Annotated in this window: 18 protein-coding genes and 1 other annotated feature; of the genes, 15 read left to right on the top strand and 3 right to left on the bottom strand. The window is 31.1% G+C overall.

From position 1 onward, the window contains the following. Positions 1-5: 5 nt before the first annotated feature. Both EXC59_RS04810 and EXC59_RS04805 read right to left on the bottom strand, forming a co-directional pair. Positions 6-857, bottom strand: coding sequence for an NAD(P)/FAD-dependent oxidoreductase (locus EXC59_RS04810; protein WP_035368589.1), 852 nt, complete (start codon positions 855-857; stop codon positions 6-8). After that, entirely contained in the window at positions 854-1,165 is a 312-nt protein-coding gene (locus EXC59_RS04805) for a thioredoxin family protein (protein WP_162163927.1), read from the bottom strand. Before EXC59_RS04805 ends, EXC59_RS04810 begins: the two co-directional genes overlap by 4 nt. A gap of 97 nt (positions 1,166-1,262) precedes the next feature. Here EXC59_RS04805 and EXC59_RS04800 point away from each other — a divergent pair, with 97 nt between their 5' ends. From EXC59_RS04800 to EXC59_RS04740, 13 genes are all read left to right on the top strand, one after another. Next, complete coding sequence (locus EXC59_RS04800; RefSeq protein ID WP_035368588.1) at positions 1,263-2,072, top strand: energy-coupling factor transporter ATPase; 810 nt, start codon at positions 1,263-1,265, stop codon at positions 2,070-2,072. Continuing rightward, on the top strand, positions 2,048-2,896 hold the full coding sequence (locus tag EXC59_RS04795) for an energy-coupling factor transporter ATPase (RefSeq protein WP_162849175.1): 849 nt from the start codon (positions 2,048-2,050) through the stop codon (positions 2,894-2,896). Before EXC59_RS04800 ends, EXC59_RS04795 begins: the two co-directional genes overlap by 25 nt. Continuing rightward, on the top strand, positions 2,893-3,891 hold the full coding sequence (locus EXC59_RS04790) for an energy-coupling factor transporter transmembrane component T family protein (RefSeq protein WP_051658963.1): 999 nt from the start codon (positions 2,893-2,895) through the stop codon (positions 3,889-3,891). Before EXC59_RS04795 ends, EXC59_RS04790 begins: the two co-directional genes overlap by 4 nt. Further along, positions 3,881-4,606: a tRNA pseudouridine(38-40) synthase TruA gene (truA, locus tag EXC59_RS04785; RefSeq protein ID WP_035368585.1), complete on the top strand. Its 726-nt coding sequence runs from the start codon at positions 3,881-3,883 to the stop codon at positions 4,604-4,606. Before EXC59_RS04790 ends, truA begins: the two co-directional genes overlap by 11 nt. A gap of 26 nt (positions 4,607-4,632) precedes the next feature. After that, a complete protein-coding gene (gene tmk, locus EXC59_RS04780; protein WP_162163925.1) occupies positions 4,633-5,238 on the top strand; it encodes a dTMP kinase in 606 nt (201 codons plus the stop codon). Further along, positions 5,235-6,191, top strand: coding sequence for a hypothetical protein (locus tag EXC59_RS04775; protein ID WP_162163924.1), 957 nt, complete (start codon positions 5,235-5,237; stop codon positions 6,189-6,191). Before tmk ends, EXC59_RS04775 begins: the two co-directional genes overlap by 4 nt. After that, a complete protein-coding gene (locus EXC59_RS04770; RefSeq protein WP_051658962.1) occupies positions 6,178-6,909 on the top strand; it encodes a tRNA1(Val) (adenine(37)-N6)-methyltransferase in 732 nt (243 codons plus the stop codon). Before EXC59_RS04775 ends, EXC59_RS04770 begins: the two co-directional genes overlap by 14 nt. Further along, entirely contained in the window at positions 6,893-7,735 is an 843-nt protein-coding gene (gene rsmI, locus EXC59_RS04765) for a 16S rRNA (cytidine(1402)-2'-O)-methyltransferase (protein WP_162163923.1), read from the top strand. Before EXC59_RS04770 ends, rsmI begins: the two co-directional genes overlap by 17 nt. A 48-nt stretch (positions 7,736-7,783) precedes the next feature. After that, positions 7,784-7,991, top strand: a binding site (T-box leader). Positions 7,992-8,032: 41 nt separating this feature from the next. Further along, positions 8,033-9,583, top strand: a complete 1,551-nt coding sequence (metG, locus tag EXC59_RS04760; RefSeq protein ID WP_035368580.1) for a methionine--tRNA ligase — start codon at positions 8,033-8,035, stop codon at positions 9,581-9,583. An 8-nt stretch (positions 9,584-9,591) separates the two neighbouring features. Then, positions 9,592-10,581, top strand: a complete 990-nt coding sequence (locus EXC59_RS04755) for a YitT family protein (protein ID WP_035368579.1) — start codon at positions 9,592-9,594, stop codon at positions 10,579-10,581. Between the two features lie 91 nt (positions 10,582-10,672). Continuing rightward, positions 10,673-11,026, top strand: coding sequence for an ArsR/SmtB family transcription factor (locus tag EXC59_RS04750; protein ID WP_035368695.1), 354 nt, complete (start codon positions 10,673-10,675; stop codon positions 11,024-11,026). 2 nt (positions 11,027-11,028) lie between these two features. Next, entirely contained in the window at positions 11,029-13,170 is a 2,142-nt protein-coding gene (locus EXC59_RS04745) for a heavy metal translocating P-type ATPase (RefSeq protein ID WP_051658959.1), read from the top strand. Between the two features lie 2 nt (positions 13,171-13,172). Then, positions 13,173-13,355, top strand: a complete 183-nt coding sequence (locus EXC59_RS04740; RefSeq protein WP_035368578.1) for a heavy-metal-associated domain-containing protein — start codon at positions 13,173-13,175, stop codon at positions 13,353-13,355. A 32-nt stretch (positions 13,356-13,387) separates the two neighbouring features. Here the strand turns inward: EXC59_RS04740 and EXC59_RS04735 are convergent, their stop codons facing one another. Next, positions 13,388-13,768, bottom strand: coding sequence for a protein-export chaperone SecB (locus EXC59_RS04735; protein ID WP_035368577.1), 381 nt, complete (start codon positions 13,766-13,768; stop codon positions 13,388-13,390). 217 nt (positions 13,769-13,985) lie between these two features. Between EXC59_RS04735 and rplM the strand changes: the two genes are divergently transcribed. Further along, positions 13,986-14,414 carry a 50S ribosomal protein L13 gene (gene rplM / locus EXC59_RS04730; protein ID WP_035368576.1) on the top strand — a complete coding sequence of 143 codons (429 nt, stop codon included), beginning with the start codon at positions 13,986-13,988 and terminating at the stop codon, positions 14,412-14,414. A gap of 4 nt (positions 14,415-14,418) precedes the next feature. Continuing rightward, entirely contained in the window at positions 14,419-14,817 is a 399-nt protein-coding gene (gene rpsI / locus EXC59_RS04725) for a 30S ribosomal protein S9 (RefSeq protein ID WP_035368575.1), read from the top strand. Positions 14,818-14,835: the final 18 nt, after the last annotated feature.

Below are 14,835 nucleotides of genomic sequence, written 5' to 3'. Positions count from 1 at the left end.
AAAGGTTACTCAGTAACCTTTTTTATATATTTATGTATACCATCTGAGATTAGTAACCCATCATATACTGCCTTAGCAATTTGAAGTTTACCACCAATAGCATCCCCTCCTGAAAATACACCTGGGATGTTTGTCTGCATATCTTCATCAACGATAATGTTGTTGTTTTCTACTAAGACACCAAGTTTAAGTGCAAGTTCGTTTGCTTGTGGAAAACCCACAGCAATAAATGCGCCTTTAGTTTCATAAGAATTAGTGTCAGTTATGATTTGTGTAAGTCTTTTCTCACCTATAAACTCTTTAATGGGCTCTTCAATAACTTTATACTTAGAATGGGTAAATGGCTTTCCATTGCTAAATATTGTAATATCATTTGTATAGTTTTCTAGTATAGATAATTCTTGAAGCATATAATCTCCAGAGCCAATAATCGCAATTTTTTTATTCTTGTAAAAATATCCATCACAAGTAGCGCATAAATGAATCCCGCGACCTTTATAGTTCGCATAACCTTTCATTCGCAATGGAATTCTATTTTTACCGGTTGCGATAACAACAGTTTTAGATGTATAGGTATGTTTAACAGTTTGTACTAGAAAATGGTCATCAACTTTTTCGACAGATAAGACAAAATCTTTATAGTAAGAAATACCTAAATCAATCGCTTGATCTATACCTTTTTGAATCAGTTCATCACCCTTTATTTTATTGTGACCATAAAAATTATCAATGATATCAAGTGAAGTTAAATGACCGAGATCTTTACCAATGATAGCAACTTCATGATTTAATTTATGTAAATAGAGTGCAGCTGAAACTCCAGCAGGACCACAGCCAATAATAATGGAATCAATCATAAGGCTAACCAGTCAACAATCTTTTTCTCACTAATTAAGCCTTCAAGACGTCCCTTTTCTTTACCGTTATCAAATAAAATGAGTGTTGGTAAATTAAATATTTCTAAAGTATCTAAAATTTCGTCATCTTGTTCAATATTAAATTTAAAAATCTTAATTTTACCATAATAATCTTCACTAATATTTTCTAAATAAGTCTCTAGACTTTCGCAAGATTTACACCAATTAGCAAAGAAATCAACTAAAACTAGTTCTTTACTATCTAACACGAGTGTTTTAAATGTATCTTTATCTAATTCAAATAGCATATTGGATACCTCATTTCAATAATAATTATATCGTAGTTTGAATGAAAATTATCAACATAAAATGATATAATAGAAAAGATAAGACGGGTGATTAATCATGATTAAAGTTAAAAATTTAACATTTCAATATGATGATAATAGAGAAGTTATAAGAGACTTATCTTTTGAAATACCTAAAGGTTCATGGGTATCTATCCTAGGACATAATGGTAGCGGAAAAAGTACATTAGCAAAACTATTAATTGGACTAGTCGAAGCAGATAGTGGAACAATTGAAGTCGATGGTATAACTTTAAACGAAAAAACTTTAAATGAAGTAAGAAAGAAAATCGGAATTGTATTTCAAAATCCAGATAATCAATTTGTTGGTGTTACGGTAAAACATGACATTGCATTTGGATTGGAAAATATGCAAGTACCTCAACCGGAAATGTTAGCTCGTGTACATGAGTATGCAAAAATGGTTGGTATGGAAGAATTTTTAAATAAAGAACCTCAACAACTTTCAGGGGGACAAAAACAAAGAGTAGCTATTGCTGGTGCATTAGCAATGCACAAAGACGTCATTATCTTTGATGAAGCAACTTCAATGTTAGACCCGGAAGGCGTAAACGAAGTGACAAAATTAATTAGACATTTAAATCAAACTACAGATCAAACTATCATTACCATCACACATGATTTAGATTTTGCTCTAATGAGTGATTATGCAATCATCCTAAAAGATGGTGAAAAGATTGGTGAGGGTAAACCTGTAGATTTATTTGTAAATGAGGACTTACTAAAGAGTTCTAAGTTAAATATTCCAATGGGATTAAATGTTTATTTAAAAATCTCACAAGATGAATCATTAAAAAATAATAAAGAATTGGTGGAAGCGTTATGGTCATTCAATTCAATCAAGTAGGCTACGCATACTATGGTTTTAAGAAAGTCTTTCATGCCTTAAAAGACACTAATTTAACAATAAAAAATGAAGGTGAATTCATAGCCATTTTAGGTCATACAGGGAGTGGGAAAACAACACTTGTTCAGCATATGAACGCATTATTAAAACCTACTTCAGGTAAGATCAATATTTTAGGTACTGAATTACCTTCAAAAAAGAAACAAAAAGTTAATCATATTAGACAAAAGGTTGGACTTGTTTTTCAATTTCCAGAATATCAATTATTTGAAATCAACATTTTAAAAGACGTTGAATTTGGTCCATCAAATTTTAAAGAAACTAAACCATTTGCCAATCAATACGCAATTGAAGCTTTAAAGACAGTTGGGATTGATGAATCATTATATACGGAGAGTCCATTTAGAATTTCTGGTGGGCAAATGCGTAGGGTAGCAATCGCTGGAATTTTAGCAATGAAACCTGAAATATTAGTGTTAGATGAACCAACCCGAGGATTAGACCCTCAAGGTAAAGATGATATCATGGAATTATTTAATGATATACATGTAAATCAAAATAAATCAATTGTCATGATTTCTCATGATATGGATGTTGTTGCTAAATATGCTAAAAGAGTCATTGTATTAAATAAAGGTGAAATCGTATTTGATGGCACAAAAGAAGATTTATTTAGTCATCCTGACTTCCAATCATTCCATTTAGATTATCCAACACCAATGAAGATTATGAATCATTTAACTGAAACTGTGGGTTTACCTAAAAAATTAGTTTTAACGGAAGAAGAATTACTCAATCACATCAAAGAGGAGGCCAAGTTATGAACATTCGTATTGGTCAATACATTTTAGGTGACTCCTTTTTACATAAGATGGATCCACGAATTAAACTTTTATCAATGTTAATGTTAATTGTTTCAATCTTTAGCATTGGTGTAAGTTCAAATATCGTAAACATTTCACTTATTTTATTTATGTTTGTATTTACTGTATTTTTAGTCTTCTTATCAGGTATTCCATTTGGAAAGGTGATTCAAGGCTTAAAAGCAGTCGTCTTCTTACTAACATTTACCTTCTTTATTCAACTCTTTACAATTAGACCAGCTGATCAAACACCTTTAATGGATGTAAAAATGACTTTATCAGTCATCAGTATTCCTGTATTAGTGGTATTATTTATTTTATATCAATGGATGAAGCAAAGAGTAAAATGGAAGACGACACTATTCTTTATTTTTGTGTTCTTAATATTCTTCATTCAGTATTTGGTTGCTAATTATTTAAACTATGGTGCAGGATTTATTTATGATTTTAAAGTGTATCAAGCAGGGTTAGTAAATGCAGGATTTATTTTCTTAAGAATAACATCAGTCATGATCGTTGCATCACTCTTAACATTCACTACTTCAACAATTGAATTAAATGATGCATTAGAATCATTATTAACACCATTTAGATTAATTGGATTAAAAACATATATCATTTCAATGATGATTTCATTAACGTTAAGAACGATTCCCACACTATTAGAAGAAACCCAAAAGATTATGAAAGCTCAAACTTCAAGAGGTGCTGACATTAATGAAAGTTCAATTAAAGATAAGATTGGACAAATCATTGCATTATTAATTCCAGTATTTGTTATTAATATGTCAAGGGCAGATGATTTATCAAATGCGATGGAAGCAAGAGGCTATATAATCGGAGAAAAACGAACTAAGATTGATGTGTATGAAATCAAAGGAACTGACATTTTCTCAGTTGTTTTAACATCAATTTTCTTAGTAGGAATTATTGCGTGGAATATTTATGCGTTATAAAGCGGTTGTGTCATATGATGGAACCAATTATAGTGGTTACCAAAAACAAATTAATGATGTAAGTATTCAAGGAGCAATCGAAAAGGCCTTTCGTTTAATGACACAAATTGATATCCCCACATTTGCATCTTCAAGAACAGATAAAGGTGTTCACGCACTTTATCAAGTACTTCATTTTGATGCGGATATGGATATTCCACAAGAACGTTGGGTTGAAGGATTAAATAAGCGTCTTCCTGGAGATATAAGAATTAAGTCAGTGAAAAAAGTGAATGATGATTTTCATGCAAGACACAGTTCTAAATCAAAAACATATATTTATAAAGTTGCTAAAAAGCCTTCATCAGCTTTTACTTGTAATTATGAAGTATATGAGCGTGGTTTTGACATTAATCTTGTTAAAGAAGATATGAAAGCAATTGTTGGAACACATGATTTTACAGCATTTAGCCCAAATAAAGAAGGAAAACCACCGGTAAAAACAATTTACTCATTTGACTATAAAGAAACAAAAACACATTATATCTTTAAGATTCATGGAAATAGTTTCTTAAGATATATGGTTAGAAGTATCATGGGCAATATATTGGCTATTGGCACAGGTAAAAAACCTGTTGGACATATCAAAACTTTACTTGAAACGAAGGAAAGAACACTAACAGCCAAGACTGCACCGGCTTGTGGTCTATATTTATATCATATATACTATAAGTAAGCATAACTAAGAAGGAGAGAATCTTTATGTTTATTACATTTGAAGGCGGAGAAGGAACCGGAAAAACAACACTGATTGCTATGATTAAGGAATATTTAATCAATGCGGGTAAAGAGGTTGTTGTGACAAGGGAACCAGGGGGATCTAAAATAGCTGAGAAAATTAGACAGGTATTATTAGATAATCATAATACAGAGATTACTCCTCACACAGAAGCACTTTTATTTGCTGCATCAAGAGCACAACATCTTGATGAAGTAATCATTCCAAATCTAGACAAAATCATTTTATGTGATCGCTATATTGATTCATCAATGGCATATCAAGCATATGGAAGAGATTTGGGAGAAGAATTTGTTAAAAGTATTAATACTTACGCATTAAACTATATGCCAGATTTAACTTTCTATATTGACTTAGATCCAGAAGTTGGGATTAGTCGTGTGAATAAAAATAGAACAGATAAAAAAGATCGATTAGATAGCGAAAAATTTAATTTTCACATCAAGGTTCGTGAAGGTTATCTAAAACTTGTTTGCAAAGATCAAGATAGAGTCATGAAGATTGATGGAAATAGAAGTATTGAAGAAATATATAAAGAAATATTAAAGGTAATTTTAGAAAGACTATGAATGATATTATCCTAAGATTTAAAAATGCAATACAAAAAGATAGATTATCTCATTTGTATCTCTTAAGTGGTTCTTCAGCAGAGAATAAATTAAAACTAGCTAAAGAAATCGCCTATGAGATTTTTAAGTCTAGTTCAAATAAGGATAATTTAAAAGAATTAATTGATTCAGGTAATTACCCAAATTTTGTTTACATAACAAAAGAGGGTTTATCGATAAAAAAAGAACAAATAATGGCCTTGCAAAAGGAATTTTCTAAAACCAGCTTAGTCAGTGGGAAACGAGTTTATGTCATTGAATATGCTGAAACGATGTCGGTATCGGCCGCTAATTCGCTTTTAAAGTTCTTAGAAGAGCCAAAAGGCGATGAAACAATAGGTATTTTATTAACTGAAGATTTATCTAGTATGTTACCTACCATTTTATCTCGTGCCCAAATCGTAAGAATCGTAGATCTAAGTAAAGAAGAGATTGTGAATCAACTTAGAAAGCATGATATTGATTTAAAAAATGCTAAATTTTTAACAGAGTACACAAAAGATATAAATAAAGCAATTGAACTTATTCACGATTCAAATTATATAAATGCGATTGAATTATATGATGAAATTGTTTTAAAACTTGCATTAAATAAGCAATCATTCTTAGAAATCACAAACAAACTAGTAATGCATTATAGTGATGATAAAGAGTGGTTAACATTTGTATTAACTTTAGTAAGTTCAACTTTACTTGATGTTATGCATTTATACATGAATTTAAATGTATATTTTGATTTTATGAAAGATGAACTGCTTGCAATCGTTAATCGATTAACAATTGAAAAGGTTCAGAAAATGATTGAAGCAACGCATACATTAATAGAGAACTTAAGACTTCCAATTAATGTAAACTTAAATTTAACTGCATATGCAATCATATTAGAGGAAATAACAAGAGATGGCCGTTCGTGATTTGTTAGGTACAAAATTAAATATAGAGTCTGAAATTGGAAAAGCATTTAATCTAGATACCATTGTCATTTCTGATTTTGCTAGAATTCCTAAAGGGTCAAAATTGGTTTGTGATTTTGGATGTGGAAATGCAGCAATTATGCTTTATTTGTCACAAAAAACAAAAGCAAAAATATTAGGTATTGAATTACAGGAATCTAGATATTTACAAGCCAAGAAAAACATCATTTTAAATCATTTAGAAAACCAGTTAGATTGTTTAAATATTGATTTAAAAACATTAAATTTAGAACAAAAAGCAGATGTCATCGTATCTAATCCACCTTTTTTTAAAGTGAACAAAGAAACCAAAAGAAGTATGGATTTAGATATGGAAATTGCTAAACATGAACTCTTTTTAACATTAGAAGATTTAGTTTTAGCTGCAAGAAAAAACATTAAACATGGTGGGTTATTCTTTATGGTACATAAAGCTGACCGCCTTGATGAAATTATAATCAATTTAACTAAATATGATTTTAGAATTAAAAGAATTAGATTTGTACACCCAACAATTACATCAAAACCAAATCAAGTTCTCATCGAGGCTAGATTTAAAGGTGAGGGATATTTAATCGTTGAGCCTCCACTGATTCAGTATAAAAACAAAACGGAATACAGTGATGAAATGCAGGCAATCTATCAAGGAAGGAGTTATCTAAATGAAAGTTCAAAATAGTTTTCAAGTTGAAAAAAATAAACTTTACATCGTATCAACTCCAATTGGTAATTTAAGTGATATGACATTTCGCGCAATTGAAACTTTAAAAGAAGTAGACTTAGTGCTTTGCGAAGATACAAGAGTAACATCTAAACTACTAATGCATTTTGAAATTAAAGCAAAACTAGAAAGTTATCAAAAGTATAATGAAACTTTAAAAGCTGATGAAATCATATCTAAAATTAAAGACGGATTAAATGTGGCATTGGTCTCTGATGCTGGCACTCCTTTAGTAAATGATCCGGGTTTTACATTAGTGAGACTCGCTGTAGAAAATGAGATTGATGTTGTTCCAATTCCTGGAGCATCAGCAATGTTAAGTGCACTAAGTGCTAGTGGATTAGTTCCACAACCATTTACATTCGTTGGTTTCTTACCTAAGAAGCAGAGCGAAATTGAAATTGTTTTATCAAAGTATGTAAAAAGAGAAGAAACCGTAGTCTTTTATGAATCACCTTTACGTATTTCTAAAACATTAAGAATCATGTATGATGTTTTAGGTGAACGTAAATGTGTTTTAGCACGAGAAATTACAAAGAAATTTGAAACGTTTTATCGAGGTATGTTAAGCGAAATGCATGAACTTGAGTTTGATGAACGTGGCGAATATGTTATTTTGTTGGAAGGACACATACAAACTGAAAAAGAACAAACAATTGATATTGATCAATTAATGGGCGAGTTAATCGCTTCAGGAAGAGAAGAAAAAGAAGCGTTAAAAATTGTTGCTAAAAAACTTGGTGTACATAAATCAGAAGTTTACAAAGCATATAAAATAAAATGAGTAGATGTGGTTTTATTTTATAAAATAAGTTATAATGATAATGAACTTAATCATACGTTGAAGAAGATTTAGTATAACAACTATTTCAAAGAGAGTTCCTGGTTGGTGTAAAGGAATAAATAGCTTATACCGATGGCTTCTGAGTATTTTATTCGATAGGTAGAGTAAAACGGTTAATCGCGTTATAGATATAGAGGGGCCATGAAATCTTTCATGGAACTAAGGTGGTACCGCGGAAAAGATTTTCGTCCTTAGATTATTTTTTAATCTTAGGACTTTTTATTTGGAGGTAATTATATGTCAAACAAGAGATTTTATATTTCAACTGCAATTGCATATGCATCAGCAATTCCACACATCGGAAATGTTTATGAAGTTATCTTAAGTGATGCAATCGCACGTTATAAGAGATTACAAGGATATGAAGTGTTCTTTCAAACTGGAACTGATGAACATGGACAAAAAATTGAAAATAATGCATCAAAACAAGACTTATCACCACAAAGTTATGTGGATATGATTTCATCTGAAATTAAAAGAATTTATGATTTAGTTGGTGTTTCTTATGATAATTTCGTAAGAACTACAAACCCTAACCACAAAGCTGTTGTTCAAAAAATATTTGAACGTCTTTTAGAACAAGGTGACATCTATCTAGGTAAATATGAAGGTTGGTATTCAATTGCTGATGAAGCTTTCTTAACTGAAACAGAAATCGTTGATGGAAAAGGTCCTTCAGGTGATATTCCAGTTTGGATGAGTGAAGATGCTTATTTCTTAAAATTAAGCAAATACCAAGAACGTTTAATTAAACATATCGAAGAAAATCCTGGTTTTATTGAACCAGAATCAAGAAAAAACGAAGTGCTACAAAACTTCTTAAAAGAAGAATTACCTGACCTATCAGTTTCAAGAACATCATTTAAATGGGGAATTCCCGTTTTATCAAATGATAAGCACGTAACCTATGTATGGGTTGATGCTTTATCAAATTATATTACAGGGATTGGATATGATCCAGAAAACCCATCAGAAAGTTTTGAAAAGTTCTGGCCAGCTGATTTACATATGATTGGAAAAGACATCATGAGATTCCACGTGATTTATTGGCCAGTGATTTTAATGGCACTAGGCTTAGAATTACCTAAGAAGATTTTTGGTCACCCATGGGTATTAGTAGATAAGAATAAGATGAGTAAATCTGTAGGTAATACAATGTATACTGATAAACTTGTTCAACATTTTGGTGTTGATGTGGTAAGATACTATGTATTACATGAAATACCATATGCTCAAGATGGCAACATTACATATGAATTAATTATTGAAAGAAATAACTCCGATCTAGCAAATACACTTGGAAACTTAGTGAATAGAACCATCGGTATGATTAATAAATATCAAGGTGGATTAGTGAAAAAGGTTCAAATTGAGGAACCATTTGAATATTCATTAAAAGAAAAAGCACTTGCTTTATTTGATGCTGTAAGCAATCACATGGATTCATTACATGTTGGAGATGCGTTAGAAGAATTAATCAATGTTGCACGCGCTGCAAACAAGTACATTGATTTAGCAGAACCATGGAACTTAAATAAAAACGGTGAAACTGAAAAATTAGCTCATGTTTTATACAGTCTTGTAGAAACAATTCGTTTCATTGCTGTTTACCTACAAGCATTCTTACCAGAAACTGCTAAAAAGATTTTTGAACAATTAGATATTGAAGCCTCTGGCTTAGAAAGTGCTAAAGTATTCGGATTATATCCTGAAAAACAAATTGGTGTTGCAAAACCATTATTTGAAAGATATGATTTAGAGAAGAAGTTAGCGGAAATTTTAGGGTAAAAAAATAAATGAAATCAATTAACGAATTCTTACATAGTGATCAATATACTTCGAAAATAGCTCCTGAACTAAAAAGATTAGCAGCAGTGGTGTTCTTTACTGTTGTTTATGGTTTTGGTGTCAAATGGTTTTTAGAAGCATCGGTTATTCCAATGTATACAGGTGGTATTCCAGGTATATCTCAGTTAATTCGTGACTTCTTTAAATATACATTGCATATGGATATTTCTGCATGGGAAGGTATATTTTTAAGTGCATTTATCATTATTGCAAACATTCCTTTAATGGTTCTAGGTTGGTTTGGTGTTTCTAAAAAATTTGTTATATATTCACTTATTTCAGTTTTAATTCAAGCAACAATCATTGGTTATATTAAACCAATTGAACTAGGTTTAGATAGTCAATCACAAGCTTTAACTGCAACTATTTTAGGTGGTATCTTAGTCGGCTTAGGTACTGGTGGTGCATTAAGATATGGGACATCAACGGGTGGATTAGATATCATTGCACAATATTTAGCACTAAAAAATGGTAAATCAGTAGGGTTCATTTCATTAACAATGAATATGACAATTGCTTTATTAGGTGGTTTAATTACTGGTCAACATTTAGTTGATAACGCAGTTATTGACGGTGTAACACAAGCATCAGCTGCTGCGGGAATTGTTATTTCATATACAATCTTAAGACAAGTTGTCTCAATGATTCTTACAGATAGAATGCATACAGCCTATCATTTCATTTCAGTAGATATTATTACAGATAATCCAAATGATATTATTTCAGACATTTTAACTAAGATTTATCGCGGTGTTACTTTAGTCAACGTACAAGGTGGATACACAAGAAAAGATAAAACTTTAATTAAAGTGGTTATCTCAAGTTATGAATTAGTTAGTCTAACACAACTTGTGAATCACGTTGATCCAAAAGCATTTATTATTACACAACCAGTTAAACAAGTGTTTGGTAATTTTAAGAAAAAGACAATTGCGTAAAAGTGCCCAAAAAGGCACTTTTTTCTTGCTTAAAAGGATGAGTGGTTGTATAATACAGTTGAATGAATACTCAACTGATAGAGGTGATAAAATGGCTTGTAAAGAAAATTGTAACTGTACATTATTTCATAAAGATGTCATTGATAAAGTAGAAAATAAAATGAAGGATGACAAAACATATATTGAAATTAGTGAGTTACTAAAAGTAATGAGTGATTTAACACGTATTAAAATGTTAGAGGCAATTAGTGAAGATGAACTTTGTGTGTGTGATCTAGGACATGTATTGGGAATTACAAAAAGTGCTGTGTCGCATCAATTAAAAACACTTAAAAAATATAACTTAGTTTCGTCTAATCGCATTGGGAAAATGGTGTATTATAAACTTAAAAATAAAGCGATTATTGACTTGATACATGCTTCATATAAAGAATTGAGAGGCTAAATATGAGAAAAACAATTAAAGTAAATAACATTACATGTGTTCAATGTGCGAAGACAATTGAATCACATTTTTCTAAACTCAATATTGAGGCAAAGGTATTAGTCACTAGTAAAAAAGTAATTTTCAACTACAATGAAAAAGACCTCACATTAGATGACATTACAGATAACCTACTTAAGATAGGATACTATCCAACAATTGATAATGAACAGCAAATTAAAGCAAAAAGAAAAGATTTTATTGATTTAATGATTGCAATTGTTTTCTCATTACCGCTTTTATACACGATGTTTAATCATTTAGGAATGAGTTTCATTCCCGTACCGGATTTATTCATGAATGCCTTTTTCCAATGGGCTTTAGCATCAATTGTGCTATTTATACCAGGAAGAAGATTCTTTATTCAAACATTTAACCAAATAAAATATAAAAATTTAGGTATGGATGCGCTTGTTGTCATCGGTACTGTATCAGCATATATTTATAGTATAGTTGAAACCTTTAGAACAATGAACATGCATCACAACACATTGTATTTTGAAACTACGGCGGTTATTATTTTAATGGTGTTAATTGGTAATTTCTTTGAAAACAGAGTCAAAGAGAAAACCTCTGATGCCTTACAACAATTAGTAAGTTTAGGGGCAAAAGAGGCTAAAGTAAAGGTTAATGGAACATTTATTAGTAAAAAAATAGATGATGTTAAAGTTGATGATGTGGTTTTAGTATTAGCAAATGAAAAAATACCTGTTGATGGTATTGTTGTTAAAGGTAAAACATACGTGGATGAAGCAATGATTACGGGAGAATCAATGCCTGCAAGTAAAGAGGTAGGTTCAAAAGTTATTGGTTCAACAATGAATATTTATGAAACAATTGAAGTTAAAGTTACAGAAGATGCTTCAAATTCAGTTTTAGCTAAAATTATTGAAACTGTAGAAAATACAGCATTAATTAAACCAAAGGCGCAAAGAATTGCAGATAAAATAGCAAGTATTTTCGTTCCTGCAGTTGTTGGCATTAGTCTGATTGTATTTGTAATTTATTTACTAACAAATCACAGTTTAACAGAAAGCTTCTCACCTGCTATTGCCGTTTTAGTTATTTCATGTCCATGTGCTTTAGGGTTAGCAACACCCACAAGTATCTCAGTGGCGTCTGGTATGGCATTTAAGCAAGGCATTATGTATAAAGGTGGAGAATTCTTTGAAATTGCGAATAAAATAAACGCAATAGCTTTTGATAAGACTGGAACCCTTACAAAAGGAAAACCAGAATTAATAGATTTTATTGGTGATAAAGAAACACTACAATTAACTGCTTCAATCGAAGCACATTCAAATCACCCAATTGCTGATGCGATTAAATTTGCATACGATGGAACTTTATTAGAAGTTACTGATTTTGAGGTCTTAGTTGGTCTAGGACTTAAAGGTAAAATTAACCAAGATGCAATTTATGTGGGTTCTAAGAAGTTAGCAAACGAACTTAAGGTAGAAATACCATATGATGGTGAAAAGTATTTAAATGAAGGAAAAACAGTCTTTTACACGATTAAAAATAACGAAGTTATTAATATGATAACAATTGCTGATGAAATTAAAGATGGTGTAAAAGAATTGATCCAAACACTTAAATCCCGTGGTATTAAACCATTTATGATTACAGGTGATGAAGAAAAAACAGCTAGATATATCGCACAATTAGTAGGTATTGATGATGTTTATGCATCTGTTCTGCCACAAGAAAAAGCCCAAATTGTTGAAACTATACAAAATGAGGGGTACGTTTGTGCTTTTGTTGGTGATGGTATTAATGATGCACCGGCATTAAAGATGGCTGACGTTGGTATTGCCGTTTCAAATGGTAGTGATATTGCGATTAATTCATCAGACGTGACATTAATGCATCAAGATTTGTCATTGGTATTAGATGCAATTGATCTATCACTTGCAACATTAAAAAATATCTATGTGAATTTCTTCTGGGCATTCATCTATAATATTTGTATGATACCACTTGCAGCACTTGGATTTTTAAATCCATCTTTAGCAGGTATTGGTATGGGATTTAGTAGTATAATGGTAGTATTAAATGCATTAAGTTTAAAGTTATTCAAGTTTAAAACAACAAAGGAGTCTTAAAAATGAAAATCAAAGTAAATGATATGAGCTGCAAACATTGCGTTGCAAAAATTGAAAAAGAACTAATCATGAACGGTGTTCAGTCAAAAATTAGTTTAGAAGAAAAAACGGTTGATATCAAAGATAAAGATCAAGATAAAGCAATGGGTGCAATTAAAGCAGCAGGTTATACACCAACAGTATAAAAAAATGATTCCACAAAGGAATCATTTTTTAACTAAACATTGATAAATAATCTTGGGTCAACAAGTGGTAGAAGTAATGGTTGTACATAACAACTTGCTGTTACAGAAGATACAAGTGATCTTAAATGAGGAAAAACAATTTGAATGGCAGGTAAATTCATAAAGTTTTCCATCTCGCTTTCAGGTGTTCCCTTTTCAAAAGAAAAGATACCTGACATAGATGCCTGCATATTGAGTGGAAACGGCTTTTCAATTGAGTGTTCAACTGAGAAGTTTAATGTAATTTCATATACAGAATCCTCTAACTTAACAATTTGTTTTGTGAAGACTGGAAATAACTGGAAATTACCATTTAAATTATTATTCACGATGGTTACCTTATTTGTCTTAATAATTGTATTTAGAACTCTCATTTTCTCCTCCTTTATGTAATAAAAGTCGTTATAGAATGTGAAAAAAATATAGTTTTTCAATCAATTCCTAACTTTTTAATAATTTTATCATATTTGCGTGAATTTCTCTTGACAAATAATAAGTATTATTATAAGATATTGGACGGTACGTTTCAACCTTATAAATTCCACATTGCCCTTAATAATTATTAATTATATAAGGAGAAAGTTAGAAAATATGAAAACATTTATGGCAAATGAATCTACAATCACTCGCAAGTGGTATGTAGTCGACGCTGAAGGTCAAACTTTAGGTCGTTTAGCAACTAAAGTTGCAACAATTTTACGTGGCAAACACAAACCAAGCTACACTCCACATGTAGACACTGGTGATTATGTGATTGTTATCAATGCAGAAAAAGTTGTATTAACTGGTAAAAAATGGACAGATAAAATGTATTACAAACACTCAGGATACAACGGTGGTTTAACAGCTACAGCAGCTCAAGACCAATTAGCTAAGTTACCAACTTCATTAGTTGAAAAAGCAGTTAAAGGTATGATGCCTCATACAACTTTAGGTGCTGATATGCTTAGAAAATTATTTGTTTATGCTGGTCCAGATCATAAACATCAAGCTCAACAACCAGAAAGTTTAGAGGTGTAATAACATGGCAAAAGAATTAGTTCAATACTTTGGTACAGGACGCAGAAAATCATCTGTTGCTCGTGTTATCTTAACTCCAGGTACTGGTGAAATCATTATCAACGGTAGAGCGTTCGAAGATTATATTCCTTCAGCAGCTACACGTTTAGACGTTTTACAACCTTTAGCATTAACTGCTAACGAAACTAAATTCAACATTTACGCTAACGTAAATGGTGGTGGTATTACTGGTCAAGCTGGTGCAATCCGTTTAGGTATCACTAGAGCATTAATGGAAGTTGATGCTGACTTACGTAAGACATTAAAACCTGCTGGTTTAGTAACTCGTGACCCAAGAGCTAAGGAACGTAAAAAATACGGTCTTAAAAAAGCACGTCGTGCTTCACAATTCTCAAAGAGATAATGTTTTTAAAAGAAGTCT

The organism is Acholeplasma hippikon, from assembly GCF_900660755.1.
Lineage (GTDB): Bacteria > Bacillota_I > Bacilli_A > Acholeplasmatales > Acholeplasmataceae > Acholeplasma > Acholeplasma hippikon.
This window is presented reverse-complemented; position numbering and strand designations above follow the sequence as displayed.

Excerpts from the sequence above, each read along its gene's own strand:
- EXC59_RS04810 (WP_035368589.1), bottom strand. The coding sequence starts at position 857 with ATGATTGATTCCATTATTATTGGCTGTGGTCCTGCTGGAGTTTCAGCT.
- EXC59_RS04805 (WP_162163927.1), bottom strand. The coding sequence starts at position 1,165 with ATGCTATTTGAATTAGATAAAGATACATTTAAAACACTCGTGTTAGAT.
- EXC59_RS04800 (WP_035368588.1), top strand. The coding sequence starts at position 1,263 with ATGATTAAAGTTAAAAATTTAACATTTCAATATGATGATAATAGAGAA.
- EXC59_RS04795 (WP_162849175.1), top strand. The coding sequence starts at position 2,048 with ATGGTCATTCAATTCAATCAAGTAGGCTACGCATACTATGGTTTTAAG.
- EXC59_RS04790 (WP_051658963.1), top strand. The coding sequence starts at position 2,893 with ATGAACATTCGTATTGGTCAATACATTTTAGGTGACTCCTTTTTACAT.
- truA (WP_035368585.1), top strand. The coding sequence starts at position 3,881 with ATGCGTTATAAAGCGGTTGTGTCATATGATGGAACCAATTATAGTGGT.
- tmk (WP_162163925.1), top strand. The coding sequence starts at position 4,633 with ATGTTTATTACATTTGAAGGCGGAGAAGGAACCGGAAAAACAACACTG.
- EXC59_RS04775 (WP_162163924.1), top strand. The coding sequence starts at position 5,235 with ATGAATGATATTATCCTAAGATTTAAAAATGCAATACAAAAAGATAGA.
- EXC59_RS04770 (WP_051658962.1), top strand. The coding sequence starts at position 6,178 with ATGGCCGTTCGTGATTTGTTAGGTACAAAATTAAATATAGAGTCTGAA.
- rsmI (WP_162163923.1), top strand. The coding sequence starts at position 6,893 with ATGAAAGTTCAAAATAGTTTTCAAGTTGAAAAAAATAAACTTTACATC.
- metG (WP_035368580.1), top strand. The coding sequence starts at position 8,033 with ATGTCAAACAAGAGATTTTATATTTCAACTGCAATTGCATATGCATCA.
- EXC59_RS04755 (WP_035368579.1), top strand. The coding sequence starts at position 9,592 with ATGAAATCAATTAACGAATTCTTACATAGTGATCAATATACTTCGAAA.
- EXC59_RS04750 (WP_035368695.1), top strand. The coding sequence starts at position 10,673 with ATGGCTTGTAAAGAAAATTGTAACTGTACATTATTTCATAAAGATGTC.
- EXC59_RS04745 (WP_051658959.1), top strand. The coding sequence starts at position 11,029 with ATGAGAAAAACAATTAAAGTAAATAACATTACATGTGTTCAATGTGCG.
- EXC59_RS04740 (WP_035368578.1), top strand. The coding sequence starts at position 13,173 with ATGAAAATCAAAGTAAATGATATGAGCTGCAAACATTGCGTTGCAAAA.
- EXC59_RS04735 (WP_035368577.1), bottom strand. The coding sequence starts at position 13,768 with ATGAGAGTTCTAAATACAATTATTAAGACAAATAAGGTAACCATCGTG.
- rplM (WP_035368576.1), top strand. The coding sequence starts at position 13,986 with ATGAAAACATTTATGGCAAATGAATCTACAATCACTCGCAAGTGGTAT.
- rpsI (WP_035368575.1), top strand. The coding sequence starts at position 14,419 with ATGGCAAAAGAATTAGTTCAATACTTTGGTACAGGACGCAGAAAATCA.